Below are 24,057 nucleotides of genomic sequence, written 5' to 3'. Positions count from 1 at the left end.
GGGTACCGGGGGGCCTTCCGGAATATCCCCCGATCCGACGGTGCCGGAACGCGGTATACGCTGAAAAAGAGACGGGGCGGGCCCCGGATCAGTTCCCGGTCCCGCTTCCCGGCATGCGCCTCTGCGGCGCCGAGCCCGGGCGAAGCGCCCGGCGGGCCAGACCGGCGAAGCACTTCAGGCAGAACGGGGTGAAGAACCAGACACCCATCTCCAGGATGGGGAGGGGGCCGTTATGGCGTATACGGTACCGGTAACTCTCGAAGTTCATCTTCATGTAAACCGGCGCGATCTCCTCAAACCATCTCTTCTCGGTGATCCTGCCTTCCGCGACCTCTCTGGAGATCCCGTCGAGGAAGGTCACGATCTGCTCGCCTGCAGCCCCCGCCGCGACGTGAGGCACGAAATCGTCGTCGACGAGGAGCGGCGTCACCCCGTGCTCCCCGACGACGCCGTCGCTCTGCAGATCGACCGAGAGGATCACCGCCTCCCGCGAGATATTGTGGGGCCAGCGGGGCTCGAACTGGAGCATGCCGAGCGAGTAGGCGATGAGCCCCCCGTGGTAGCGCTCGATCGCCTGCATGGTATGGGGGTGGTGGCCGAGGATCAGGGTGGCCCCCGCGTCGATGAGCCGGTGCGCGAGGTCGATCTGCGCAGGGGACGGGTAATAGGCCATCTCCGTTCCCCAGTGCAGCGAGACGGCGATGTGATCGCACCGACCCTTGAGGGAGGCGATATCCTTGAAGACCTCCTCCTCGACCAGCCGGTTGACCGATACCTCGCGCGAGAGGGCGAGTTTGCCGATCGTGTAACCCGCAAACCCGACAGAGATGCCGTTCCTCTCGATGATGACCGGTTCCTGCCGTTCCTCTCCCGTCGAACCTCCGACGGCGAGGATGCCGTGACGCTCGAGCGCGTTGAGGGTGTTCATGAACCCTTCGGCGCCCCGGTCGCCGGAGTGGTTGTTTGCCACGCTCATGACGTCGAACCCTGCATCCACCAGGTATCCGGCCGCGTCAGGGGAAGTATAGATGACGTGGTGCTTCTCCGCCGGCTCCCCTGTCTCCGAGAGGGTGGTCTCCAGGTTACCGAAGAGGATGTCTTTATCCCGGAGGAGATGGCGGACCTCCTCGAACGGGTGCCGGTCTCCTCCTGTCCGCAGCCAGATGTCGCCGGCCGCTGTCAGCCTGATTTGGTTCTGCATTCTTTCTCACACCCTGAAATGCCCCACAGGTCGAGCGGCAGATCCTGTATCAGGAACTGATACTTGCCGCGCCGCGTGCGGGGGATCGTTCCGACGAAGCGGACGGTCACATCCACGTCGCCTTCAAACTTCTTTCCAAGCTCCCGGAGGATCTGCTCCGTATCCTCCTCGGTATACCCCGGCCTCCTGACGATCCGGATCAGGACCTCCCCCTCCCTCTTCTGGTAGAACTGGAACTGCGCGACGTTATCAAATACGCCGGAGTGCATGTTCACCGCCGTCATCGATATGAGCCGGCGGTCCTTCGTCACGATGAACTCCTGGAGCCTCCCCTCCACCTTCTCGAGCAGCGGGTAGGAACGGCCGCAGGAGCACGGTCCGTCCCCGAGGACGGCGGCGTCCATGGTGCGGTAACGGATGAAGGGACAGATCGGGTTGACGAGGCTCGTGGTGACCACCTCGCCCGTCTCGCCCGGCGTCGTCACGGGCCGTCCGTCTCTCCCGATCAATTCGAGGATGCCGTATTCGGGGAAGATGTGGTAGCGGGTGCTCTCCTCGCACTCGCCGGCGAGGACGGTCTGCTCGGAGTTCCCGTACCAGGAGAAGACCCGGCACCCGAAGGCTTCCGTGAGCAGGCTCCGCTGCCAGGGGTAGAGGTTCTCGGAGCCGCAGAGGATCGCTTTCACCGTCGGGAACGGTTCGACGCCGTGCTCCGCCATGTAGCGGGCGAGGACCACGGCCATCGACGGGTAGGCCTGGATGAACCGGGGCCGGAACTTCCGGATCCGGTCGATGTAGGCCGGGAGGGTCTCCTCGGTCATGTGATGGGAGGACATCAGCAGCCACCGCCCGAAGAGCGCCTTCTTCCAGTAGACATCCTCCTTTCCTGAGCCGACGATGTAGCCGCGGAGGATGACGCACCGGTCGCGGAAGCGGTAGCCGACACGGTCCCACTGGGTCTTCATGAACGCCCACTCCCGCGCTCGCGAGGCCCCTTTCTCGTAGTAGAACCCGACGGGTATGCCGGTGGAGCCGCCGGTGGTGACATACTCGAAGGCCGACTCGGGATAGTTCCGGGCTTTGAGGTCGGGGAGGTTGGCCTGGACGATCTCCTTGGTCAGGATGGGGAGAAGGTCGAGGTCGGCGGGGGTCGCGATGTCCGCGGGCACGAGCCCCCGCTCCTGAAAGACCCGGCGGTAGTAGGGGACGTTCTCGTAGGCGTGGTCGAGGAGGCGCGAGAGCGCCTCTGTCTGGTAGGCCTCGAGTTCCTCCCGGCTCCACTGCCGGGACTGCCGGAGAAGGGCGTAAGTCTTTCTGTATGTTGAGTATGCGGGGAGGATGTGAAGTGCCCGGGCCGTTATAGAATTCTCAAGTCGGAGCGCCTTCAATCTCCGATACATCGTTGCACACCCATCGACACTGCTCATGCGATCCTCCTGCTTAAAGCTTTGCTCCCAATAAGAGAGGCGGCACCGGCAGCGTGACGGAGACAGGGTTCCGCCCGGACGGTGCGTACCCAATCAGAAGAAGTTCTCGGAGTAGGGTATGGAAACCAGGTCCCGGCCGGATGCGCGGTGGAAGTGTTTCAGGAACTCCGGAAAAAGAGTCTTTTCGGAGATGATGACCCAGATGTCACTACAGGCGCCGGAACCGTTGCCCTCCCACGACCGAAACGAGACATCGTCCAGAGCAAGAAGGCGGAGTGCGACCATGCCCCTACCTCATGTGTCGGCATATATAACGGTTGCTGTCCGTAGATCGGCCGGACGACTGCCGGCGTCCCGGTCGCCCGGCCTCTCCCCTTGCACAGGGCGGCCGCACCCGGCCCCCGGCGGTTCCGTTGCGGGCCTGGGGAAAGGTATATAGACCGGGGAGGTGATTGGAGGTCGCCGAATGACAAACAGGGTGACGAGAAGATGGTGACGGCATGACAGTGAGCAAAGTTGACGACAGAGATACCTGGGACACCTTCATCGACGAGAGTCCCTCCGGGCTCCTCTTCCATAAGTGGGACTACCTGCACCTGACGGCAAAGCATACCGGGGGCACGCTCCTTCCGTACGCGGTCTATAAGGGGGACGAACCCGTCTGTCTCTTCCCGCTCTTCTGCCGGCGGATGCACGGCCTCAATGCAGTCTTTTCCCCACCGCCGCTCACCGTGATACCCCATCTCGGGTGCGTGATGAGCAGGGGGTTTGAAGGACTCAAGCAGAGCAAGAAGGAGTCCGTTCTCGGGATGGTCGCAGGAGAGATCCGGGACGAGATCCAGGCTCTCGCACCGAACTACCTCTCGGTGGCATTTGTCCCGGAGTTCAACGATATCCGCCACTACCTCTGGGACCGGTGCACCGCAAGGGTCAGATATACCTATACCATCGACCTTAACCGGCCGCTCGAGGAGCTCTGGGGCAACCTCCACTACAAGCTCCGGAACAAACTGAAAAAAGAGGCGAACGCCGGTCTCCGGCTGGAGAGGAGCAACGATATCTCCACGCTCCACCGGCTGATTGCCGATCGGTACCGGGACCCGTCGCTCGACATCCCGCCGATAAAGCGGGAGTATCTCGAAGACCTCGTGCGTGCCTACCCTGACAGGATCAACACATACTGCCTCTACGACGCAGAGGACGAGGTCGCGGCCGTGGTGGCGACCCAGGAATACAAGCGGTTCCTGCTCTGGATAGGGACGCCGAAGGTCGAGAGCGTCCACGCGGGCAACGAGTACCTCCAGTGGCTCCTGATCCAGCGTGCGCAGGCCGAAGGCTACCGGACATTCGAGAACATGGGGGCGAACAACCCGGATCTGGTCTTCTTCAAATCCAGGTTCAACCCGGATCTCACGATGTACTTCGAGATCGAGAAGAAAGACTCTCTCGGCGCAATCTCCGAGTGGGCATACCTCTCCTTTGTGAAGAAACTGATGATAGCGGCCGACAGGGCCTAGGCCCCGTTGCCGAACCCCTCCCTCTCCTTCCCGGCCGTGTCTGACACCGGGCGATGCATGCAATCAGGGAGTCGCCGGCCCGAAAGACCCGATACTCCCGCGGGCCTGAACGGATACCGGTTTTTCCCTGCGCCCGGGGCTCCGTGTCCCGCTGCTGCGGCATCGGCCGATATCTTTATATGTGGTTGCAGAAATTACAGACCTGCCGGAGAGTTCCGGCAGAGCGGAGGAACACCAGGTTGTCAGCCAGTATCATCACCGACAGAGAGGTCTGGGACGCATTCATCGATGAGAGCCCGTCGGGTCTCCTCTTTCACCGATGGGATTTCCTGAAGATCACGGAACGGCATACGGGGTATCGATTTCTCCCCTACGGCATCTACAAGGGCGAGGAGCTCCTCGCCGTCTGCCCCCTCTTCTGCAGGCAGACAAACGGCATCTCCATTGTGCTCTCGCCGCCGCCGATGCAGGCGGTCATCCCCTACCAGGGCGTGGTCATGGGCAGGGAGTATGCCGCGGCAAAGCAGAGCAAGAAAGAGTCGATACTGCAGGTGATCGCAGACGGGCTCGGGGAGGCCGTCGGGACGCTCGCACCGAATTACCTCTCGATAACATTCGTCCCCGGCTTTCACGACGTGCGCCGGTTCATCTGGGACGGTTACCAGACCCGGATCAGCTACTCGTATACGATCGACCTCGCACCGTCGCTCGAGACCCTCTGGGGGAACCTGAACGCGAAACTCAGGACGAGCCTTCGGCGGTTCGAGAAGGAGGGCTACTACCTGGAGGAAGGGAGCGACCTCTCTCTCTTCTACGATACGGTGCGCCAGCGGTTCGGCCGGCCGGAGATGAACATCCCGATGATCACCCTGGATTACTTCGAGGACGTCTTCCGCGCCTACCCGGAGTACGTCCACGTCTACCACCTCTACGACCGGGACGGGGACCTGAAAGGAGTCGGCACGACCCAGGAGTACAAGCGCTACATCCTCTGGGTGGGGGGGCCGAAGATCGAAGGTACGTCGGCGAACGAGTATCTCCAGTGGTCCCTGCTCCGGGACGCCAAACTGAAAGGCTTTCCGGAGTTCGAGAACACGGGGGCGAACAACCCGAACCTGAATATGCACAAGGCGAAGTACAACCCGGACCTCTCGATCTTTTTTGAGGTGAGCAGAGAAGACGGCGTGGGCAGGGTCGCGAAGTGGGCCTACAGCAACATCATCAACAGACCCCAGATCAAGAAACGGATGGTCCCTTACGTGAGGTGATGTGCATGGTGGAAGGGTCCGCGGACCCACCGATAATCTCGCTGGCCCTTGTTGTTCGGAAGCGGCCTGAATCCTCTTTATCTACGACTTTGAACCGGCAAGCGGGGCCGTACGGTGAGTGTCGGCTCCTTCCCTATAGGGTCTAAAGCAGGGAGGAACCGGGCCGCCTCGTTTCGCTCCGCTTCCTGAGCATGCACGAGATCGGGACGCTCCTCCCGTCGTCCGACCCTGTAGGCGGGGTTCGTTCCCGGCCGGAACGCCGTTTTGTCCCCTACGTCGACTGATCGTCAGAGGTCCCCGATCGAGATCGGGAGTTTCTGGATCAGGTAACGGAACTTGCCCCCCTCGGTGCGGGGTATCTCGTCGACGAAGCGGACATGGACGTTCACCTCGTCGCCGAGCTGCCAGAGGAGTTCCCGGGTCAGCTGCTGCGTATCCTCCTCGGTGTAGGTCGGCTTTCTGACGACCTTCATGACCAGCTCCCCGATCTCCTCCTGGTACAGCTGGAACTGCCTGATGTTCTCGAACGCGCTCGACTCGTAGTTGATGGGGGTGACGGAGATCAGGTGCCCGTTCCGGGTCACGATGAACTCCTGGAGCCTTCCCTCCACCTTCTCGAGCAGGGGATACCCCCTCCCGCACGAGCACTGCTTCTCCGTCGCGACCGCGACGTCCATGGTGCGGTAGCGGATGAGGGGGCAGACGAAGTTCGTGAGGTTCGTCGCGACCACCTCGCCCATAGCGCCCGGTCCTGAGACGGGCCGGCCGTCCCTCCCGATCAATTCGACGATGCTGTACTCGGGAAAGATGTGGTAGTGGGTGCTCTCCTCGCACTCGCCGGCGAGGACGGTCTGCTCGGAGTTCCCGTACCAGGAGAAGATCCGGCACCCGAAGGCTTCCGCGAGCAGGCTCCGCTGCCAGGGGTAGAGGTTCTCGGAGCCGCAGAGGACCGCCTTCACCGTCGGGAACGGTTCGACGTCGTGCTCGCGCATGTAGCGGGCGAGGATCACGGCGGTCGAGGGGTAAGCATGGATGAACCGGGGCCGGAACCCCCGGATCCGGTCGATGTAGGCCGGCAGCGCCTCCTCGGTCATCTGGTGCGAGGACATGATCAGCCACCGCCCGAAGAGCGCCCTCTTCCAGTAGGTCCCGCTTGAGGCTGCGTCCACCACGTGGCCCCTGAGAATGACGCACCGGTCGTGGAAGCGGTAGCCGACGCGGTCCCACTGGGTCTTCATGAACGCCCACTCCCGCGCCCGCGAGGCTCCTTTCTCGTAGTAGAACCCCATGGGGGTCCCGGTTGAGCCGGATGTCCGGACATACTCGAAGGCCGACTCCGGGTAGTTCCGGGCTTTGAGGTCGGGGAGGTTGGCCTGGACGATCTCCTTGGTCAGGAAGGGGAGGAGGGCGAGGTCGGCGGGGGCCGCGATATCTCCGGGCACGAGCCCCTGCTCCCGAAAGACCCGGCGGTAGTAGGGGACGTTTTCGTAGGCGTGGTCGAGCAGGCGCGAGAGCGCCTCTGTCTGGTAGGCCTCGAGTTCCTCGCGGCTCCACCACTGGGACCGTTGCAGGAGCCTGTACATCTCCCGGTAGGTGCGGTAGGACGGTACCAGACTGAGGGCTTTCACCGTGAGCGGGTTCGCATGGGATGCTGCTGTGAAGGAACTGACTGTCATCTGCATGCCTCCCGTATCAGGCGGGTATGTCGGGGGATGTGTGCTCGACCTTCGTCGCTTCCCTCTCGCCGAACCGTACCGGCAGGTTCTGGACGAAGTAGCGGTACTTGCCGCGGGCGGTGAGCGGGATGCTCTCGACGTACCTGATGGTGATGGCGACGTCGTCGCCGCAGCTCCTGCTCGCTTCGTGATAGAGGTACTCGGCATCCCGCTCGCTGAACGCAGGCTTCCTCACGATGTTCAGGATGACTTCTCCGACTTTCTCCTGGTAGAACTGGAACTGTTTAACATTATCGAACGCATCGGTGTCGATGTTCATCGTGATCCCCGAGAGAAGCTCGCCTTTGCCGGTCACGATGAAGTCCTGGACCCTTCCTTCCACGCGCTTGAGCAGCGGGTAGGCACGGCCGCAGGCGCAGGGACCCTCGGCCTCCGTCGCAAGGTCCATGGTGCGGTAGCGGATGAGGGGGCAGACGTAGTTCGTGAGGTTGGTCGCGACCACCTCGCCCATCGTGCCCGGTCCCGAGACGGGCCGGCCGTCTCTCCCGATCAGCTCGACGATGCCGTACTCGGGAAAGATGTGGTAGTGGGTGCTCTCCTCGCACTCGCCGGCGAGGACCGTCTGCTCGGAGTTCCCGTACCAGGAGAAGACCCGGCACCCGAAGGCCTCCGCGAGCATACTCCGCTGCCAGGGGTAGAGGTTCTCGGAGCCGCAGAGGATCGCTTTGACGGTCGGGAACGGCTCGACGTCGTGCTCCACCATGTAGCGGGCGAGGACCACGGCCATCGACGGGTAGGCCTGGATGAACCGGGGCCGGAACTTCCGGATCCGGTCGATGTAGGCCGGGAGGTTCTCGTCGGTCATGCAGTGGGAGGACATCAACAGCCACCGCCCGAAGAGCGCCTTCTTCCAGTAGACCCCGCTATGCGGGGAGCCGACGATGTAGCCTCTGAGGATGACGCACCGGTCGCGGAAGCGGTAGCCGACGCGGTCCCACTGGGTCTTCATGAACGCCCATTCCCGCGCCCGCGAGGCCCCTTTCTCGTAGTAGAACCCGACGGGTATACCGGTGGAGCCGCCGGTGGTGACGTACTCGAAGGCCGACTCCGGGTAGTTCCGGGCTTTGAGGTCGGAGAGGTTGTTCTGCAGGCCCTCCCGCGTCAGGAAGGGGAGGAGGGCAAGGTCGGCGGGGGTCGCGATGTCCGCGGGGACGAGCTCCCGCTCGCGGAAGACCCGGCGGTAGTAGGGGACGTTCTCGTAGGCGTGGTCGAGCAGGCGCGAGAGCGCTTTCGCCTGGTAGGCCTCGAGTTCCTCCCGGCTCCACTGCCGGGACTGCCGGAGAAGGGCGTAGGTCTCTCTGTAGATATTGTAGGATGGGAGGATGCCGAGAGCTCTCGCCGTGAACGAATCCCGGTCGCAGGCTCTCTCCTCCGGGTGTACCATATTATCTCTCCTCATTCTGGGTGCTCTTTGGCCGTGCGCACCGGAGCGGCGTCGTGGTACCTCCTCCGTCCGCAGGCACGCTCCGGTACTCGCCCGGGATCTCTGTCGCCGGACGACACTCCGGAGGGCGATCCTGGACATCGGTCCCCCGGTGCATCGGGAGTGTATACTCCTGAAGGGTGTATAAATAAATTGGCATGCCGTCAAGGGTTCCGCCGCTAATCGGGGTCTTTTAGGTACCCGGATACCCTGTCCGGGCGGGTATGGGCCGGCGCGGATCGCGCTCTTCTCTGCGAGAGGTCCGATTCCCGCGATTTCCTGCGATAAATTGCCGTTTGGCAAACACACCTCTATCGTGGGAGCATCTGGGCAAAGTATAAATATGCAGAAGCCTATCAGGGGTACGTCTCGATACAATCAGGCGACAGCCACCGGGTCGGCACCCCCGGAATGGGGGTGCGGGCCGGGGGCAAGGGGGGATAGAGTATTCTACAGAAGGCCATATCAGATAGCAGTAGCAATGCGGAGATTTTTACGGGTCTCCCTGCAGAGAATGACGTCCTGGACGAGGTCCGGGCACTGGCCGGCGGCCTGCGCAGGCAGAACGGAGCCGCCCCGGAGAACCTTGATTTCACCATCCCTATCGGCTGGGAGGAGCGGATCGGACACCTTGACGGTGAACCCATCAAACGGCTGATCATCTTCCTCCGCTCGACGGGCTGCGAGTGGGTCGAGAAGACCGGGGGATGTACCATGTGCGGGTTTTACTGCGCGACCTCCCGGGGCAGAGAGGTCTCGGCGAAGGAGTACGTCGCGCAGTTCGAGTACGTGATGGACGCCGTCGATCTCGGGGACTACCCGGTTGTCTCGGTCTACAACGACGGCAATATCTTCAACGAGCGCGAGATGCCGGTCGCCGCCATCGAGAAGATCTGCTCGTACATCGACGGCTACAAGAACATCAAGAAGGTCGTCGTCGAATCAAGGATCGATTACTCGCCCGACGAACACGTGGCGAAGATGAAGAAGTCCCTGAACGGCCGGCAGCTCGAGGTGGCGTTCGGATTCGAGTCGGCCGACCCCCTGGTGATGAACCTCTGCATCAACAAGGGGTTCTCGGCCAACAACTTCGACCACTTCCACTCGAGGATGAGGAGCATGGGCGTGCTGACGAAGCCGCTCCTGCTCGTCAAACCGCCGTTCCTCACCGACGCCGAGGCGGTGCGCGACGTCCTCTCGACCGTCTCTTACTGCGTCTCCCGCGGGATCGACCACGTGGATCTCGAAGTGACGACGGTCGAGAAGAATACGGTCGTGCACGAGCTCTGGAAGAACAACCTCTACCGCCCCCCGTGGCTCTGGAGCCTGATCGACCTCCTGCAGCAGTGCCATGAGCGGTTCGGGGACCGCGCCCACGTCTACGTCAGTCCCTGGACCTACTCGGTCGAGTCGCTCGACTGGGCACGGAACTGCGGGTCGTGCGACGCGGAGTTCGTCAAAGCGATCGAGCGCTACAACCTCAACTTCGATACGTCCGAGTTCGCAGGGCTGGACTGCTCCTGCCGCGACGACGAGTGGAAGGAGGCCGCGGTGAGAGAGGACCCCCGCTCGATACCGGAGAGGATCCGCGAGCAGCTTGCGTATGTCAGGCAGGCGAGGTTGTCCACGATGTAGGCGGTCCCTCCTGCCCATTCATACCTCCATTGTGAACCTGCCGGGGAGCCGGAGTGGGGCCGGCCTCATCCTGGATACTTTTTTTTGATGCGTTTCCCTCTCTTCCGGCCAGTAAGGGGCAGTTGCGCCCCGGGTCCGGTCACGATCCCGGCAGGCAACGTGCCTTCATGCTTCCGGAGGCGCAGACTTTCCGGAACGTCCGAATCTACACGGGGTCGGCGTGCTCAGACCTCATGCTAATTGCGAGCGAGAGTGGGGAGCCATCAGGCTTCGAGCCGCAATAAGACACGAAGCCCGGTGGGTGGCGCTACAGGCACTTTCGCGGCTTCGCATGAGGCCGTACTGTTATTTTGCCCTATGAGCTCACGCGAAGCCGCGAAGCCGCGAAGAACGACCTCCCAGAAGGGGAGGGAGTTTGAGCACCGTCAGGTGCGAGGAGCGACTGCCTGCAGGGCAGGAGCATGAGCACCGTCAGGTGCGAGGAGCGCGAAGCTCAGTAATATAGGTGTGTAATGCCCTTCGCACCCTTTGGCCGGTCGCTCCCCGGCGGGGAACGGGGGCAGTGCGTGGCGATAGCCGGGAGAAAGCCGTGGATAGGGTGCCCCGTTTCCGGCGGAGGCTTTCTAGGACTGCCATCGAGGCTGCAGACGAACCCGTCAGTAACCCTCGTGAAAAAAGGTTTAGCCGGATCAGAGCCCGACCTTTCCGAGGTCGATCGTCCGGGGCGTCCCGGTATCGATCGACTCCCACGCGAGGAACGTCGCGAGCGTCGTCGCGACACTATCCGCAAGGTCCGGGACCTCTCCCTTCACGAACGCCCGGAGTTCCTCGGCGAATCCCTTCTCCTGGGAGAGCCATCTCCTCTCCCGCGACGCTCTTCCATCCCGCCGGAGTTCGAGGTCGCGGAAGTCGGTGATCCGGCCTACGGCGCCGTCGCAGAAGGCCTCGACGCTCTCCTTCGAGTAGGAGCGGTCGCCGAGCGTCGTGTAGGTGACGGTGCCGAGCGACCCGTCGGCGAACGCCAGGGTTGCCTGGAAGTTGTCGTACTTCCGGAGGGTCCCGGTCGGCTCGATCGCTCTCGCGTAGACCTGGACCGGCCGCGACCCGGTCATGTACTGCATGAAGTCGAAGAAGTGGCAGCACTCCGAGATCAGCATCCCGCCGCCCTGCTCGTCGTCGTGGACCCAGTGTTCGGGCGGGATCTGTCCGGCGTTGACCCGGTAGTGCAGGACCATCGGCGTCGACCGGTTCGCGAAGAACTCCTTCATCTTCTGCGCGAGCGGCGAGTGGCGCCGGTTGAACCCGACCATCAGCCGTTGCCCGGACTCGCTCCATGCACGGACGAGGCTCCTGAGCCCGTCGATATCGGTGGCGAGCGGTTTTTCCACGAAGACGTCTTTTCCGGCCTGCAGGGCCTCGATCGCCATCGGGGCGTGCAGGTCGTTTCTCGTCGCGATCATCACCGCGTCGATCCCGGGGTCATCGAGGAGCTTGCGGTAGTCGGTGGTGCAGTAGGCAAACCCGTACTTCTTCGCCACCGCCTGCGCCGAGAGCCCGGTCGCGGTCGCGACCCCGCCGAGATTCACCGGGAGGCTTCGGAGGTTCGGGTAGAGGGCGCTCTGGGCGTGGACCCCGGCGCCGATGCACCCGATCGTCCTCGTCCCGGCCGGCACCTCCCGCCGCCGGGTCGCCGGCTCCGGGAGGCGGGTGACGGTGCCGGCGGCGCCCGCCCCGTTCGGGCTGTACTGCAGAAGGACCCCGATGAACCGTTCTTTTCCGGTGTTGATGAGATTGTAGGCTTCCGGTGCGCTATCGAGGGGGAAGGTGTGGGTGATCAGGCGGTCGAGGTCGATCCTCTTCTGCTGCACGAGGCCGAGGAACGCCTCCATGTTCCTCCGCTCGGTCCAGCGGACGAGGATCGGGTAGTCGATCCCTTTCTCCTCGTAGTTCCGGTCGTAGCGGCCGGGGCCGTAGGACTTGGATACAACGACCTCCGCCTCCTTCTCGTAGAAGACTTCGCGGGGGATGTTCATCCCCACGTTCCCGACGACCACGACCCTGCCCTTCTCCCTGACCAGGCGGCCGGCAGCCTCGACGGGGGCGCTCGACCGGGTCGCCGCGGTGATGATGACCGCGTCCGCGCCGAACGGCGAGAAGGCCTTCACCCGCTCGGCGAGCCCGTCGTAGTTCGAGACGACGTCGGCACCGAGGTTCCCCGCGAGCGCGAGTTTCTCCCGGTCGATATCGATCCCGATCACCCGGCACCCGGCGGCCTTGAGGATCTGGACGGTGAGGAGCCCGATCAGGCCGAGGCCGATCACCGCGACGTTCTCGCCTACGGTGACCTCTGCGTTCCTGACGCCCTGCATCGCGATCGACCCCACGGTCGTGAACGCCGCTTCCTGGAAACTGACGCCGTCCGGAACCCTGACACAGAGGTTCTTCGGGACCGCGACATACTCGGCATGGATCGCGTAGCCGGCACCGGCACAGGCGACCCGGTCGCCGACCTCGAAGTCGTCGCTCCCGGTCGTCACCACCGTTCCCGCGCAGCTGTAGCCGAGCGGCTCGGGCCGCGAGAGGCGGCCCATCGCCTGCTGGTAGGCCGAGAGGGGGCCGTCCGTCCCTATCTTCTGGAGGACTTTCTTCACGTCGTCGGGACGCGCTTTCGCCTTGCCGATGAGTGACTGCTGTGCGAGGTTGATCAGCGATGACTCGGTGCCGGCGCTGATGAGAGAGTAGGCGTTCTGAACGACGACCCCCCTCGTTGCGGCGGGGACGGGAACGTCCTCCACCTGGATGGACCCTGACTGAAGGTCGAGCAATACCTGTTTCATGCGTGGTTCCCCCATATCCCTGACTGGCTAAGGCAGTCGAGCACCTCTGATGTCATGAAGAGGTCGGGAAAGTTCTTCGACGGCTCCACGGTCGACGACCGGATCCGGAGCACCCGGCAGAGCGCCTCAAACGATCGCGTCTCGGCGGTCTCCGCATACCGCCTGCGGGCGATCTCGCGGTACATGCCGTAGCCGAACCGGAATGCCCGGTGCCCCGGAGGGTAGCTCCCGAGCGCCGCCGTCTTTGCCGCCGTCGCGACCGAAGGGAGGAGACCGGGCCAGCCGCCCGGCTCCCACCGGGGCACGAGGCCTTCCGCGCTCGCATCGAGCCGGTCGAGGCAGAGGTCGGCGTGCTCGCGGTAACGATCGTCATACCTTGATGCGTAGGTGAAGGAGGCGTGGGCGAAGGCATATGCCCCGGAGAGGTAGTAGGCGAAGGAGAGCCCGCTCCTCGACCAGTCGAACCGGCCATCGGGCCGCTGGGCGGCCGCGAGCCAGTCCACGCCCTCGGCGAGGCTTCTTTCGACCCGTTCGTCGTGGAGAACGTCGTTGATCTTTGCGAGATAGTAGATCGTCACCCCCTGGTAGTGGACGCAGGGGATGTCGAAGACGTACGGGTAGGTCCCCTTATCGACGGCATACGGAAAGAACCCGTCCCGCTGGTGGGAGACGACGTTCTCCGCCGCTCTCTCTGCCGCCGCACGGGCTTCCGGGTCGTCGTAACGCTCCGCATAGCGTGCAAGAAACGCCCCACAGGAGGCGTCGACGTTCAGGTGGTCGGCGGTATACCCCGACGACTTCAGGAAGTAGCCCGGACGCCTCTCGGCGGCGAGGACGAAGTCGCGGGCTTTTGTGAGCGCCTCCTCGTGCGGATACCGGTCCGCGGCCTCGAGGAGCGCGTCGCCGATGAAGGAGGTGATCAGGGCCGAGGGCTCGCTGTAGTTGACGTGGAGTTCGTTCCATGACCCGCTGGGGTTCTGGCACTCCGCGACGTAGTTTAAGATCGGCTCTACGAGCGGATCGCCGCCTGCACGGAGCATCGCTTTCACGACCTCGGCGTGGACGCGGTTCCGGACGACCGGGAAGACCGGGTCGCGGATGTACGCGGTCTCGCCGTCGACCACCGCAAGACCACGGACTTCCCCGGTGATCCGGGCAAGCAGGGACGTCAGGCGCCCGTCCATGTCATCCTCTCGATCTGCTGCTTCAGTTTCATGGCGACCGACTTTCTGTCGTAATGCTTTGCGACGTACTCCCGGCCCCGGCGCCCCATCTCCTCCATCCTCTCCGGATCGTCGAGGAGCGAGGAGAGGGTCGCGGCGATCGCCTCGGGCGTGTTCCCGGCGATGACCCCGGCGCCCGAATCCTCTGCGAGGTGCGCGATCTCGCCGTTCCCGCAGCCGACGAAGGGAATCCCGCATGCCATGTACTCGTAGGCCTTCGTCGGGGCGGCGTACTCGAGGTTCTCGAGCAGCTTTAAGGGCGCCACCCCGAGAAGCGACTCGGAGAGGAGCCGCGGGATCTCCTCGCGCGGAAGAGTCCCTGCGAAGATGACCGAGTCCGTCAGGTTCTCGGCCTTCACCAGCCGCTCCAGGCTCTCGCGCGTGTCGCCGTCGCCGACGATGAGGAACTTCAGGTTATAGGTGCCGTTCATCGATTTTACGGCGAGCGCCACCTTATCGAGGTCCTGGGCGTGCCCGACGTTGCCGGCGTAGACGATCTGCCGCTTCTTCTGCTGGCTCGCGGGGCGGAAGAACTCGGTGTTGACACCGTTCGGCATCAGTTCCATCGGTGCCGTGACCTCGTAGCGGGACCTGATCCTCCGGCCGAGTTCTTCGGTCGTGACGCCGACGAGGTCAGTCCGGCTAAGGCACATCTGCTCGAACCGGCGGCTCATCCTCTCGTAGAGGCTTCCCTCTCTGAGGAAGCCGAGGCTGATCGATGCGTCGATCCAGAGGTCGCGGATATCGAGGATCCACCGGACGTTCGATGTCCGCTTCAGGACGTAGCCCGGGATCCCGGTGAAGAGCGGCGGCGTGGACGTGACGATCACGTCGAACCGGCTCCGGTTGGCGAGAAGCCAGAGTGCCGCGTGCAGCGGGAAGAGGAGGTAATACGCCATCCTGCTCGGGAATCCGGGGTCCCCGGAGCCCGGCTGCCACGTCCAGAGGCGGACGACCCGGACACCGTCGACCCATCGGGTCTCCGATCGTTTCCAGGTGCGGGGAAACGAACCGGTGGGGAACGTGGGGTGGGGTGCAAGCACCGTCACGTCGATGCCCAATCTCGCGAGATGCACGGCGGTATCATAGATCCGTGATGCGTTACCCGATTTTTCAGGCGGGAAGTGTTGTGATACGATACAGACCTGTTTCATGCAACTCCTCGTGGTATCTGCTGCGGTCGCCGGAGGCTGGATCTCGAGTCTCTCGTGCCTGACCGGACGCGGAGGGTTAGAGGTATCCCTCCCGCCCGTTCGGAGAGAGCAGGGAAATAGACGGCGGTGATGAGGATGCGATCGGCCGTGCCGCCTCCGCGGCGTAGAGGGCCGTCGGGGGCGCAAGATCCCCCAGAGGCACCGGCTGCACCGACGCGCCGTCGCCCAGCACGCGGACGGCGAATCCCTGGCCGGCCCATTTCTCGTGGTCGAGGATGTTTCTCGCGTCTATGACCAGTCTGGTCCTCATGCGGAGCCCCGCCGGATCGATCGTGCGGAAGCAGTCGTGATCCGTGAGGACGACGAGGCAGTCGCTCCCGTCCGTCGCGTCCAGGGCGTCCATGAGAGAGTGCGGGAACTCCCCCACGTAGGGGTCGTGGCACCTGACGGCGTAGCCCTCGTTCTCGGCGAGCTGGATGAACTTGATTGCGGGACTCTCGCGGGTGTCGCCGATGTTGCCCTTGTAGGCGACCCCGAATACGCTGATCGTCGGGTGCCTGATCCCGGCAAGCAGGTTGCGGACGACATGCAGGACATAGTTCGGCATCGAGTCGTTGACCTCACGCGCCGTGGAGACCATCTTGCAGCGGGTCGAGTTCTCGGTCAGGAACCAGGGGTCGACGGCGATGCAGTGCCCGCCCACCCCCGGCCCGGGGTTGAGGACGGAGACGCGGGGGTGCTTGTTTGCGAGGGTGATGGCCTCCCAGACGTTGATCCCGCACTCTTCGGCGAGCTGGGCGAACTCGTTTGCGAGCGCGATGTTCACGTCGCGGCAGGTGTTCTCCATCAGCTTGACGAACTCCGCCGTCCGCGTGTCCGTCTGGTAGATCTGCCCGCGGACGAACGTCCGGTAGATGGAGGTCGCCCGGTTGGTCGAGTCCCGGTCGTACCCGCCGATGATACGGTTGTTGCCGGTCATCTCCTGCAGGGTCCGTCCGGGTATCGCCCGCTCGGGACAGTGGGCGTAGAGGAAGTCCCCGGCGGCAAGACCGCTCCGCTCCAGTCTCGGGATGACGACCCGTTCGCTCGTTCCGGGCGGTACGGTCGATTCGAGGATGACGAGGTTCCCCGCGCTGAGGTGGCGGGAGATCGTCTCGGCCGCCTTCTTGACGTAGGAGAGGTCGGAGACCTTCGTTGCGGAGTCGAGCGGTGTCGGGACGGCGATCAGGAAGACGTCGGCGGCCTCGGGCTCGGTCTTTGCGACAAACCGGCCTTTTGCATCGCGGTAGAGGTCTTCGATCCCCGGCTCGCTGAACGGGAGGTTCCCGTGGTTTAAGCAGTCTACCACGCTCTGTTTTACGTCGACGCCGACGACGTCTGCCCCGTGAGCGGCAAATAGCAGCGCGGTCGGCAGTCCTATGTATCCTAATCCCAGTATACAGATCTTCATACGTATCTTCCTCGTACGGTTTATTGCGGCCGTGCGGCTGCACAGACCATGATAATCATCTTTCCGGCGATCCCGTCGCCGTAGGGGTTTTGCCAGCCGGACTTCCAGGCGGTGGCGGAGCGGACTCCTTCGAGGATCCTTCTCGAATCGGCACCGACCAGGATGTTCGATCCGATCTCAAGCGTCTCCGGGCGTTCCGTGTCGTAACGCATCGTGGCGCAGGGGACGCCGAGAACGCAGGTCTCCTCCTGAACGCCGCCGGAGTCGGTCAGGACGACCTTCGCCTGCGACTCCAGCTGGAGGAACTCGAGGAACCCGAAGGGTTTGGTCAGGTTCAACCCGTCGGTCCCGATGCCGAGTTCCTGGATCCTCTTCTCCGTCCTCGGGTGGACCGGGAAGACGATGGGAAGAGAGAACTCCTTCTGCACCCTATCGAGCCCTTTGAGGATCTCCTTGAGCCTGGCGCGGTTATCCACGTTCTCCTGGCGGTGGGCGGTGACGAGGAAGTACTCGCGGGGCGCGAGGTCGAGGTCCCTGAGGACGTCGACCTTCCTCCTCGATATGTCGAGGTTCTGGTAGACCGCGTCGACGACGGTGTTGCCGGTCACGCAGATCTTCCTCTCCGGGATTCCCTCGGCGAGAAGGTTTCCCCGGGCGGTCTCCGTCGGGGCGAAGAGGTAGTCGGAGATGTGGTCGGTGAGCACGCGGTTGATCTCCTCCGGCATCCGGCGGTTGAAACTCCGGAGGCCCGCCTCGATGTGTCCTACCCGTATCTGAAGTTTCGATGCCGCGACGGCCGCGGCCATGACGGTGTTCGTGTCCCCCTGGACGAGGACGATCTCCGGGGACTCCTTGACGAGAACATCTTCGACGCCGGTCATGATCGTCGCGGTCTGGGCGGCGTGCGTGCCGGAGCCCACGTCGAGGCTGTAGTTCGGTTCCGGGAGATCGAGTTCCTCAAAGAAGACCCGGTCCATCTCGTAGGAGTAATGCTGCCCGGAATGAAGGATGAAATAGTCGATACCCCTGCGCTCGCACTCCCTGATGACGGGAGACATCTTGATGATCTCCGGCCGCGTGCCGAGTACTATGCCGATCATGATGCACCTCTCATCTCTGCTCACTCCCGTGTTCTTGCGACAAGGGCAAGCGCGAGACCCAGCACGACCGCCATGGTGCCGGGGATCAGGAAGATCGAGGCAAGCATGCCCTGCTCGACCCCGACGAGACCGGTCTCGCTGAACCCTTCGAGGAACTGGAGCAGGAGAAAGATCCCGGCGAGCATCGCGGTGAATCCGGGTAGGCCGATGTGCAGAAGAGGCTTCCTCTCCACGGCGAGCCAGAATAACGATCCGAGCACTTCGATTCCATGAGAGACGGGGTTCTTCGTGGATGTGTCGAAATCACCGTACTTGCAGTTGATCGGGGTCTCGCCGATGCGCAGGTGCTTCTCCTGTGCGATCCGGAGCATCTCCGATTCGGTCGAGAAGTCGTCCTTCTTCAGCGTTCCGAGCATCGACTCCATCGTCCTCCTGTTGAGCGCCCGATATCCGCACTGCGAGTCGGTTATCGAGCTGCCGTTGCTCGAGGCGACGTCGAGGACCGCCCGGCCGAATCTCCGGTAGAAGGGCATCTGGTCGAAGGTCCGAAAACCGATGACGAGGTCGGCAGAATCAGTGAGGATCGGTTCGACCAGAAGGGGAATCTCGGAGGGATCGTGCTGACCGTCGCCGTCCATGAGGACCAGGCAGTCGTAGTTGTGGTCGACCGCGTACCGGAGAGCACTCTTGATCCCCTGCCCCTTTCCCCTGCAGGCTCCGTGCGAGATGACGGTCGCTCCCGCCTCCCGTGCGACCTTCGCGGTGCCGTCGGTGCACCCGTCGTCGATCACCAGGACCTCGTCGGCGTGCTGCCGGGCTTTCAGGACGACCGAGCCGATCGCGACCTCCTCGTTGAAGCAGGGGATCGCCGCGAGGGTTCTCACCCTGCCCGGACGGCGGGCCGGAGTGGCGGCCTCGGCGGTCTCGCTCACCATACGCCGGTGTCCCGGGACCGCCGGCGTCCGTAAGGGGTTGACCTGCTCCTGGACCTCACAGTGGAGAGCAGGGACCTCTATCGGGCTCTCCTCTCCGATACTCCGGGGTATATGTCGTTCTATCCATCTGTCTGTCTCTGCATCTATGTACTGTGGCAACGGCACAGTTGTTTCTTCGACGAACCACCCCTCCATATGAGCGGGTGGTCTCGCCCGAACCGGATCCTTGTCGTACATCCACTTTCCCCTCTTGACGTACTGAAACGGGACTGTGCCGGGATATATTAATAGGTTATTATTAACTGTATCTCATTTACTATGCCTAAAATTAGCCTGATTTTGTTTACGAAGTGGCCGCTAAAACTCTCTCTGGCTACTTATGTCTTCCGGTCAGGCGGATGCAACCCGGCATCCCGCATTCCCCGGTGACGGAGTGGCTGGCATGGGGTGATTCCGGCAGTGGTGAGCTGCGTTGCGTATCGCTATCCGGAACCTTTATCCTGGGATGCGTCGGATGACCCATAAAAGACAGAATTTACCCTGCCGCACCTCCTTTAGAGGATTCATCGCCTGCGATCTGATCCTTTTAAAACAGAGGTGCTGAGAGAGACCGGTTTTCCGATCACTCTCTTCATTTATTGCCTCGACCGAAGGTATTATCCGGGCGTATCCTGTGCCGCATCCGGCGCAAGGCGTGCCGCGACCTCTGCCATCAGGGCGTGGTAGCGGCGTCGGTCTGCACGGTACAGGGAACTCTTCTCATCGGCCGGGATCGGTGCAAAGGAGACTCCACAGTCGATATCCCAGAATATCAGCCCTTCGGGGGGAGCGGCGGGGACTCTCTGGTCCGCCGGACCACCAAGGAGCCGGACGATCTCCCCGGCCTCCGCCTCGCCTGCTCCCACCCGTCCGAGCGCCGTCGCCATGCACCTGACCATATTCCAGAGAAAGCTCTCCCCGATCACCTCGAAGACGACGAACGGCCCTTCTTCAAAGACCCGTGCCGCGAAGATCCTCCGCTCCGGGTTCCGGTCGCTTGAGCGGGAGAACGACGAGAAGTCGTGCTCTCCGACGAACGCCTGGGCCGCAGCATGCATGGCGGGGGTGTTGCCGGGCGTCTCTGAGAAGTAGTAGCGGTAGGTCCGCGATATGGTGCTGTATCGGGGGTGGAACCCCTCCGGCACCCCGGCCCACCCCGTGCACCAGATATCGGCCGGGAGCACCTGGTTCAGCGCCGCGATTGCCCGGTCCGGCATATCAGTCCGGAATGTGCAGACCTGGTTTCTGGCATGCACCCCGCGGTCGGTCCGTCCGGCGGTGGCAAAGTTCGCCTCCCGCCAGTCCTCGAAGAGGTGGAGACGCATGCATGCCGCGACGAACTCTCCCTCCACGGTCCGGAGCCCCGGCTGCATCTGCGAGCCGAAGAACCGGTCCCCGAAGTACGAGAAGCGGAACGCCAGGCTCATCGGTACACCGTGCGCCGGATCCTGCGGAGAGCCCCCTTGATGGACTGGCGGGTGTAGGTGTGGAGCGGGGTCATCTTCCCCCCCGCCATCGTCTTCCCTTCGCGAATCGCGGCGAGGATCGAGGCGAGGTCAGGCTCGGCGGCGACGTAGGTGACGCCGAACCCGACGTAGCGGGCGTTGTGGGCGTCGCTCCCGGCGACCCCGGGTTTTCCGAACTTCCGCGCGATGGCTGCGGCCTTCCTGTTCGCCGACCCGGTGATGTAACGGCTGTTGAAGACCTCCACCGCATCGACCGCCCCGATCCCGGCCGCGAGCCTCCTCCCGACGCCGTGGCGCCAGCGATGGTAGGGGTGGGGGAGGATCAGGAGAGCGCCCCGGGCACGGGCGAGCGCGACGGTCTCGAAGAAGTCGAGCCCTGCCGGGAGGGGGTCCGTGACCCCGAGGGCGAGCAGATGGCCCTGTTTTGTCGATATCTCGGTGCCCGGGATCACGGTCACGGAGGTCTCGCACCGGAGGGCGTACCGGGCGCCTTCTACTGTATCGTGATCGGTGATCGCGACGGCGTCGAGGCCGACCGCCTCCGCCCGCCGAAGGATTTCTTCCACACTGCTCTCCCCATCTTTGGAGAACCCGGTGTGGACATGCAGATCGCACCGCAGCATGAGATCAGATTATGTACCGCGGCGAGAATAATAATTGAGACGTATGCGTATTCTGCTTCCGACCGGATCGGCGACGGCCGAGATCGTGAGAGCGGCGGCCGGGAGGTTCTGCGACCGCCACGAGATCGACGTGGCAGTCACCGGCGAACTCGCGTCGTTCCTGACTCCCGGCGAGCTCCGGCGGCTGCTTGCCGCGGGCGCCTACGACATGGCGATCGTCTCCGGGATGTGCACCGCATCCTTTGCCGATGTCGAGCGCGAGACCGGCGTCCCGGTCTACCGGGGGCCGCGGCATGCGGCCGACCTTCCGCAGGTCCTCGCGGTCCTTGGCCGCGTCACGCTCTCAAGGACCGTCCCTGCCGACGACTTCCTCGCCGAAACACGCCGCGAGGAGGCCTCTCGCCGCCTCGCGCTCCGGGAGGCGGAGGCAGGCGCCTACTTCACTCTCCGGGGAGTGAAGATCGGCGGGGGTTCGAGGATGAAGGTGCTCGCGGAGATCATGGACGCGCACAGGCGCGAGGACCTGCTCGCCGAAGTCCGGCGGTTCTTTGCCGACGGGGCGGATATCGTAGACCTGGGCTTCGGGTTCGATGCGACGGCGGACGACGTCCGGCGGTGTTTTGCCGCCCTCTCGGGGGTTGAAGGGCCTCTCGCGGTCGATACCCAGGACCCCATCCTCATCGCGGCGGCCATGCCCCGTGCCGACCTGGTGCTCTCTCTCCACGAGGGGAATATCCCCGCCGTCGGGAAGACGGTCGCTGACGCCGGGGCGGCCGCGGTCGTGGTGCCGGGCGAGCGGACGCTTGCCGGGAACCTTGCGGCAGCGAAGGAAGCCGGGATCTCGCGCCTGATCGCCGACCCCCTCCTCCAGCCGGTGGGATCGGGGCTCGTCCCGTCGCTCGCCGGGTTTTCCGGACTCCCATGCCCGGCCTTCTTCGGGGCGGGGAACGTGGCGGAGCTCCTGGACGCCGACTCTCCCGGCGTGAACGCGCTCCTCGCGGGGATGGCGCACGAGGTCGGGGCAGCGGTCGTCTTCACGAGCGAGCACAGCGACAAGACCCGGGGGTCGGTCGCGGAGATGCGGCGGGCGACCGAGATGATGGCCCTCATGGCCGGCCGGCCCTACCCCAAGGACCTGGGGCTCGACCTCCTTCTTCTGAAGGAGAAGCGGCGGCGGCGCGAACCTCCGCTCGCATACGAGAGCATCATGGACGCGCACCCTGCGCCCGACGAGATCGTCTACGACCCCCTGGGCTGCATCCGCATCGGTATCGAGGGCGACTTCATCGTCGCGGTCCACAAGGGCCGTGCCGTGCGGGGGCGGTGCTGGGAGGATGTCTTCCATACGCTTCTTCTCCAGGGATCCCTCTCCCGGCTCGACCATGCCGCCTACCTCGGAAAAGAACTCTTCAAGGCCGAACTCGCTATCCGGCTGGGCCGGGGCTTCGAACAGGACGGGCCGTTCTGAGCGGCCCGGCAGCCTCTCTCCCGGGTGGGGCCGGGGCCCTTTCCCGGTCTGCCTCTCTGCGAATTATAATAATCATTATATACTCTCCTGATTATTTTACGCCCCGTGGCAGCACGGAGCGTGCCGGTCCCTCCAGCGGGTGCCGCAGGTAGCGTGCTCACCCCGGAATGAGAGGATATCTGCCCTCAATACGGGAACCGGCTGCTCCCCTGTCAGGGTTCATAAGCGTGGTGAAACTGAATGAGAAGGAATCCAGTCACACTCGGGCTCTTAGCAGCCCTGGTCATCAGCCTCGTTGCCGTGCCGGCTCTCGCCGCGACCGCCGACGTTGAGATCCGCGACGGGTTGTACTACCCGGCCTCACTCACGGTCGAGAGCAACACAACGGTAATCTGGACGAATTATGACCCGGTAAGCCATTCCGTCACGAGCACGGATGGGGTCTTCGACTCCGGGCCGATAGAAGAGAACGAGACGTTCGAGTATATGTTCACCGATACGGGAACCTACCCGTACGGTTGTGCGATCAACGCCTCGGTGCAGGAGACGCCCATGCAGGGTGTCGTCATCGTCGTCCCCGAAGGGGAGATGGTCGGGCCGGGCGAGAATGAGACCCCCGGCGAGAACGAGACGCCCGGCGAGGAGCCGGCGGATCTGACGCTGGTCGATCTGGTCGCCGGCGAAGCGAACCTGACCATCTTCGCGGACGCCCTGGAGAGGGCCAACCTCACGCAGACATTCGCCGACGAGGGCCCCTACACGGTCTTTGCCCCGGAAGACGCTGCCTTTGAGGCGCTCGGCAACGAGACCCTTGCGGCGGTCTTGAACGATACGGTACTGCTCGAGACCCTGCTCACGTATCACGTGGTCGAGGGGAACCTCACCGTGGAAGACCTGATGGCGGCGGCCAACGCCACCGAGAACGAGACGACCCTTGAGACGCTCGGCGGGGAGACCCTCAACGTCAGCGTGGTCGACGGCAACGTCACGGTGGAGAACGCCACGATCGTCGCCTCCGATCTCGAGGCTGCAAACGGCATCGTCCAGATCATCGGGATCGTTCTCATACCGCCGGGTCTCACCCTGCCGGAGAACGTGACCCCGGAGCCGGTCGAGAACGAGACCCCGTCCGTCAACGTCTCCGATCAGCCGATCGAGAACGACACAGTGATCGTCGACCGCGCCGTGATGAACCAGACGGGCTGGGCGGATATTCACGCCGACCTGAACGGGACGCCCGGGCCGATCATCGGTTACAGCCAGATCAGCGAGGGCGTGAACGAGAACGTAACCGTCACGATCGAGGTCGAGAACGCGACACCGGTGCTCTGGGCCATGCTCCACATCGACGCAGGCGAGCAGGGCGTCCATGAGTTCCCGGGCCCCGACGTCCCGGTCCTGGTGAACGGGACACCTGTCCAGCAGGCCTTCAACATTACCGGAGGGTTGCCTGACGAGAACGTGACTCCGGTGGAGAACGCCACACCGGAAGACAGGATCATTCCTTAAATCCGTTCCCCCCTTCTTTTTCCCGCCCGGGTCCGGCAGGGCCGGA

18 protein-coding genes are annotated in these 24,057 nt (G+C 63.7%); 5 read left to right on the top strand and 13 right to left on the bottom strand.

Annotated features, from left to right (window positions below; genetic code table 11):
* Window positions 1-88: 88 nt before the first annotated feature.
* The 3 genes from F8E02_RS02500 to F8E02_RS02490 form a co-directional block, all read right to left on the bottom strand.
* On the bottom strand, window positions 89-1,201 hold the full coding sequence (locus tag F8E02_RS02500) for a CapA family protein (protein ID WP_317063867.1): 1,113 nt from the start codon (window positions 1,199-1,201) through the stop codon (window positions 89-91).
* Complete coding sequence (locus tag F8E02_RS02495; RefSeq protein ID WP_449405568.1) at window positions 1,180-2,628, bottom strand: phenylacetate--CoA ligase family protein; 1,449 nt, start codon at window positions 2,626-2,628, stop codon at window positions 1,180-1,182. Before F8E02_RS02495 ends, F8E02_RS02500 begins: the two co-directional genes overlap by 22 nt.
* Window positions 2,629-2,721: 93 nt before the next feature.
* Window positions 2,722-2,913 carry a hypothetical protein gene (locus F8E02_RS02490; RefSeq protein WP_317063866.1) on the bottom strand — a complete coding sequence of 64 codons (192 nt, stop codon included), beginning with the start codon at window positions 2,911-2,913 and terminating at the stop codon, window positions 2,722-2,724.
* Window positions 2,914-3,128: 215 nt separating this feature from the next.
* On the opposite strand from F8E02_RS02490, the gene F8E02_RS02485 reads away from it, so the two are divergent.
* Entirely contained in the window at window positions 3,129-4,145 is a 1,017-nt protein-coding gene (locus F8E02_RS02485) for a GNAT family N-acetyltransferase (RefSeq protein WP_317063865.1), read from the top strand.
* 239 nt (window positions 4,146-4,384) lie between these two features.
* Window positions 4,385-5,413: a GNAT family N-acetyltransferase gene (locus tag F8E02_RS02480; RefSeq protein WP_317063864.1), complete on the top strand. Its 1,029-nt coding sequence runs from the start codon at window positions 4,385-4,387 to the stop codon at window positions 5,411-5,413.
* A gap of 287 nt (window positions 5,414-5,700) precedes the next feature.
* Here F8E02_RS02480 and F8E02_RS02475 read toward each other — a convergent pair whose 3' ends face one another.
* A complete protein-coding gene (locus F8E02_RS02475) occupies window positions 5,701-7,089 on the bottom strand; it encodes a phenylacetate--CoA ligase family protein (protein ID WP_317063863.1) in 1,389 nt (462 codons plus the stop codon).
* 16 nt (window positions 7,090-7,105) lie between these two features.
* Window positions 7,106-8,533, bottom strand: coding sequence for a phenylacetate--CoA ligase family protein (locus F8E02_RS02470; protein WP_317063862.1), 1,428 nt, complete (start codon window positions 8,531-8,533; stop codon window positions 7,106-7,108).
* A gap of 486 nt (window positions 8,534-9,019) precedes the next feature.
* On the opposite strand from F8E02_RS02470, the gene F8E02_RS02465 reads away from it, so the two are divergent.
* On the top strand, window positions 9,020-10,207 hold the full coding sequence (locus tag F8E02_RS02465; RefSeq protein ID WP_317065135.1) for an archaeosine biosynthesis radical SAM protein RaSEA: 1,188 nt from the start codon (window positions 9,020-9,022) through the stop codon (window positions 10,205-10,207).
* Window positions 10,208-10,896: 689 nt separating this feature from the next.
* Here F8E02_RS02465 and F8E02_RS02460 read toward each other — a convergent pair.
* The 8 genes from F8E02_RS02460 to F8E02_RS02425 all read right to left on the bottom strand — a co-directional run bounded on the left by F8E02_RS02460 (window position 10,897) and on the right by F8E02_RS02425 (window position 21,034).
* Window positions 10,897-13,044 carry a bi-domain-containing oxidoreductase gene (locus tag F8E02_RS02460; RefSeq protein WP_317063861.1) on the bottom strand — a complete coding sequence of 716 codons (2,148 nt, stop codon included), beginning with the start codon at window positions 13,042-13,044 and terminating at the stop codon, window positions 10,897-10,899.
* The gene (locus F8E02_RS02455) at window positions 13,041-14,228 is read right to left on the bottom strand and encodes a prenyltransferase/squalene oxidase repeat-containing protein (protein WP_317063860.1); all 1,188 of its coding nucleotides are present in this window, start codon (window positions 14,226-14,228) and stop codon (window positions 13,041-13,043) included. Before F8E02_RS02455 ends, F8E02_RS02460 begins: the two co-directional genes overlap by 4 nt.
* Window positions 14,213-15,421, bottom strand: coding sequence for a glycosyltransferase family 4 protein (locus F8E02_RS02450; protein WP_317063859.1), 1,209 nt, complete (start codon window positions 15,419-15,421; stop codon window positions 14,213-14,215). Before F8E02_RS02450 ends, F8E02_RS02455 begins: the two co-directional genes overlap by 16 nt.
* A gap of 76 nt (window positions 15,422-15,497) precedes the next feature.
* A complete protein-coding gene (locus F8E02_RS02445; protein ID WP_317063858.1) occupies window positions 15,498-16,871 on the bottom strand; it encodes a nucleotide sugar dehydrogenase in 1,374 nt (457 codons plus the stop codon).
* A gap of 20 nt (window positions 16,872-16,891) precedes the next feature.
* Entirely contained in the window at window positions 16,892-17,971 is a 1,080-nt protein-coding gene (wecB, locus tag F8E02_RS02440; RefSeq protein WP_317063857.1) for a non-hydrolyzing UDP-N-acetylglucosamine 2-epimerase, read from the bottom strand.
* 20 nt (window positions 17,972-17,991) lie between these two features.
* Window positions 17,992-18,906, bottom strand: coding sequence for a glycosyltransferase family 2 protein (locus tag F8E02_RS02435; RefSeq protein WP_317063856.1), 915 nt, complete (start codon window positions 18,904-18,906; stop codon window positions 17,992-17,994).
* A gap of 656 nt (window positions 18,907-19,562) precedes the next feature.
* On the bottom strand, window positions 19,563-20,372 hold the full coding sequence (truA, locus tag F8E02_RS02430) for a tRNA pseudouridine(38-40) synthase TruA (protein WP_317063855.1): 810 nt from the start codon (window positions 20,370-20,372) through the stop codon (window positions 19,563-19,565).
* On the bottom strand, window positions 20,369-21,034 hold the full coding sequence (locus F8E02_RS02425) for a PHP domain-containing protein (RefSeq protein WP_317063854.1): 666 nt from the start codon (window positions 21,032-21,034) through the stop codon (window positions 20,369-20,371). The genes truA and F8E02_RS02425 overlap by 4 nt, the downstream gene beginning before the upstream one ends.
* A 43-nt stretch (window positions 21,035-21,077) precedes the next feature.
* Here F8E02_RS02425 and F8E02_RS02420 point away from each other — a divergent pair, with 43 nt between their 5' ends.
* Both F8E02_RS02420 and F8E02_RS02415 read left to right on the top strand, forming a co-directional pair.
* Window positions 21,078-22,502, top strand: a complete 1,425-nt coding sequence (locus tag F8E02_RS02420; RefSeq protein WP_317063853.1) for a dihydropteroate synthase-like protein — start codon at window positions 21,078-21,080, stop codon at window positions 22,500-22,502.
* 240 nt (window positions 22,503-22,742) lie between these two features.
* Complete coding sequence (locus F8E02_RS02415; protein ID WP_317063852.1) at window positions 22,743-24,011, top strand: fasciclin domain-containing protein; 1,269 nt, start codon at window positions 22,743-22,745, stop codon at window positions 24,009-24,011.
* Window positions 24,012-24,057: the final 46 nt, after the last annotated feature.

The organism is Methanoculleus caldifontis (assembly GCF_032842345.1).
In the GTDB taxonomy this organism is placed as follows: Archaea; Halobacteriota; Methanomicrobia; order Methanomicrobiales; family Methanoculleaceae; genus Methanoculleus; species Methanoculleus caldifontis.
The sequence above is the reverse complement of the archived record's forward strand: the minus strand, read 5'-3'. Positions and strand labels throughout refer to the sequence as shown.

Coding starts and splice junctions, on each gene's coding strand:
- F8E02_RS02500 (WP_317063867.1), bottom strand. CDS start 1,201: ATGCAGAACCAAATCAGGCTGACAGCGGCCGGCGACATCTGGCTGCGG.
- F8E02_RS02495 (WP_449405568.1), bottom strand. CDS start 2,628: ATGAGCAGTGTCGATGGGTGTGCAACGATGTATCGGAGATTGAAGGCG.
- F8E02_RS02490 (WP_317063866.1), bottom strand. CDS start 2,913: ATGGTCGCACTCCGCCTTCTTGCTCTGGACGATGTCTCGTTTCGGTCG.
- F8E02_RS02485 (WP_317063865.1), top strand. CDS start 3,129: ATGACAGTGAGCAAAGTTGACGACAGAGATACCTGGGACACCTTCATC.
- F8E02_RS02475 (WP_317063863.1), bottom strand. CDS start 7,089: ATGACAGTCAGTTCCTTCACAGCAGCATCCCATGCGAACCCGCTCACG.
- F8E02_RS02470 (WP_317063862.1), bottom strand. CDS start 8,533: ATGGTACACCCGGAGGAGAGAGCCTGCGACCGGGATTCGTTCACGGCG.
- F8E02_RS02460 (WP_317063861.1), bottom strand. CDS start 13,044: ATGAAACAGGTATTGCTCGACCTTCAGTCAGGGTCCATCCAGGTGGAG.
- F8E02_RS02455 (WP_317063860.1), bottom strand. CDS start 14,228: ATGGACGGGCGCCTGACGTCCCTGCTTGCCCGGATCACCGGGGAAGTC.
- F8E02_RS02450 (WP_317063859.1), bottom strand. CDS start 15,421: ATGAAACAGGTCTGTATCGTATCACAACACTTCCCGCCTGAAAAATCG.
- F8E02_RS02445 (WP_317063858.1), bottom strand. CDS start 16,871: ATGAAGATCTGTATACTGGGATTAGGATACATAGGACTGCCGACCGCG.
- wecB (WP_317063857.1), bottom strand. CDS start 17,971: ATGATCGGCATAGTACTCGGCACGCGGCCGGAGATCATCAAGATGTCT.
- F8E02_RS02435 (WP_317063856.1), bottom strand. CDS start 18,906: ATGGTGAGCGAGACCGCCGAGGCCGCCACTCCGGCCCGCCGTCCGGGC.
- truA (WP_317063855.1), bottom strand. CDS start 20,372: ATGAGCCTGGCGTTCCGCTTCTCGTACTTCGGGGACCGGTTCTTCGGC.
- F8E02_RS02425 (WP_317063854.1), bottom strand. CDS start 21,034: ATGCTGCGGTGCGATCTGCATGTCCACACCGGGTTCTCCAAAGATGGG.
- F8E02_RS02420 (WP_317063853.1), top strand. CDS start 21,078: ATGCGTATTCTGCTTCCGACCGGATCGGCGACGGCCGAGATCGTGAGA.
- F8E02_RS02415 (WP_317063852.1), top strand. CDS start 22,743: ATGAGAAGGAATCCAGTCACACTCGGGCTCTTAGCAGCCCTGGTCATC.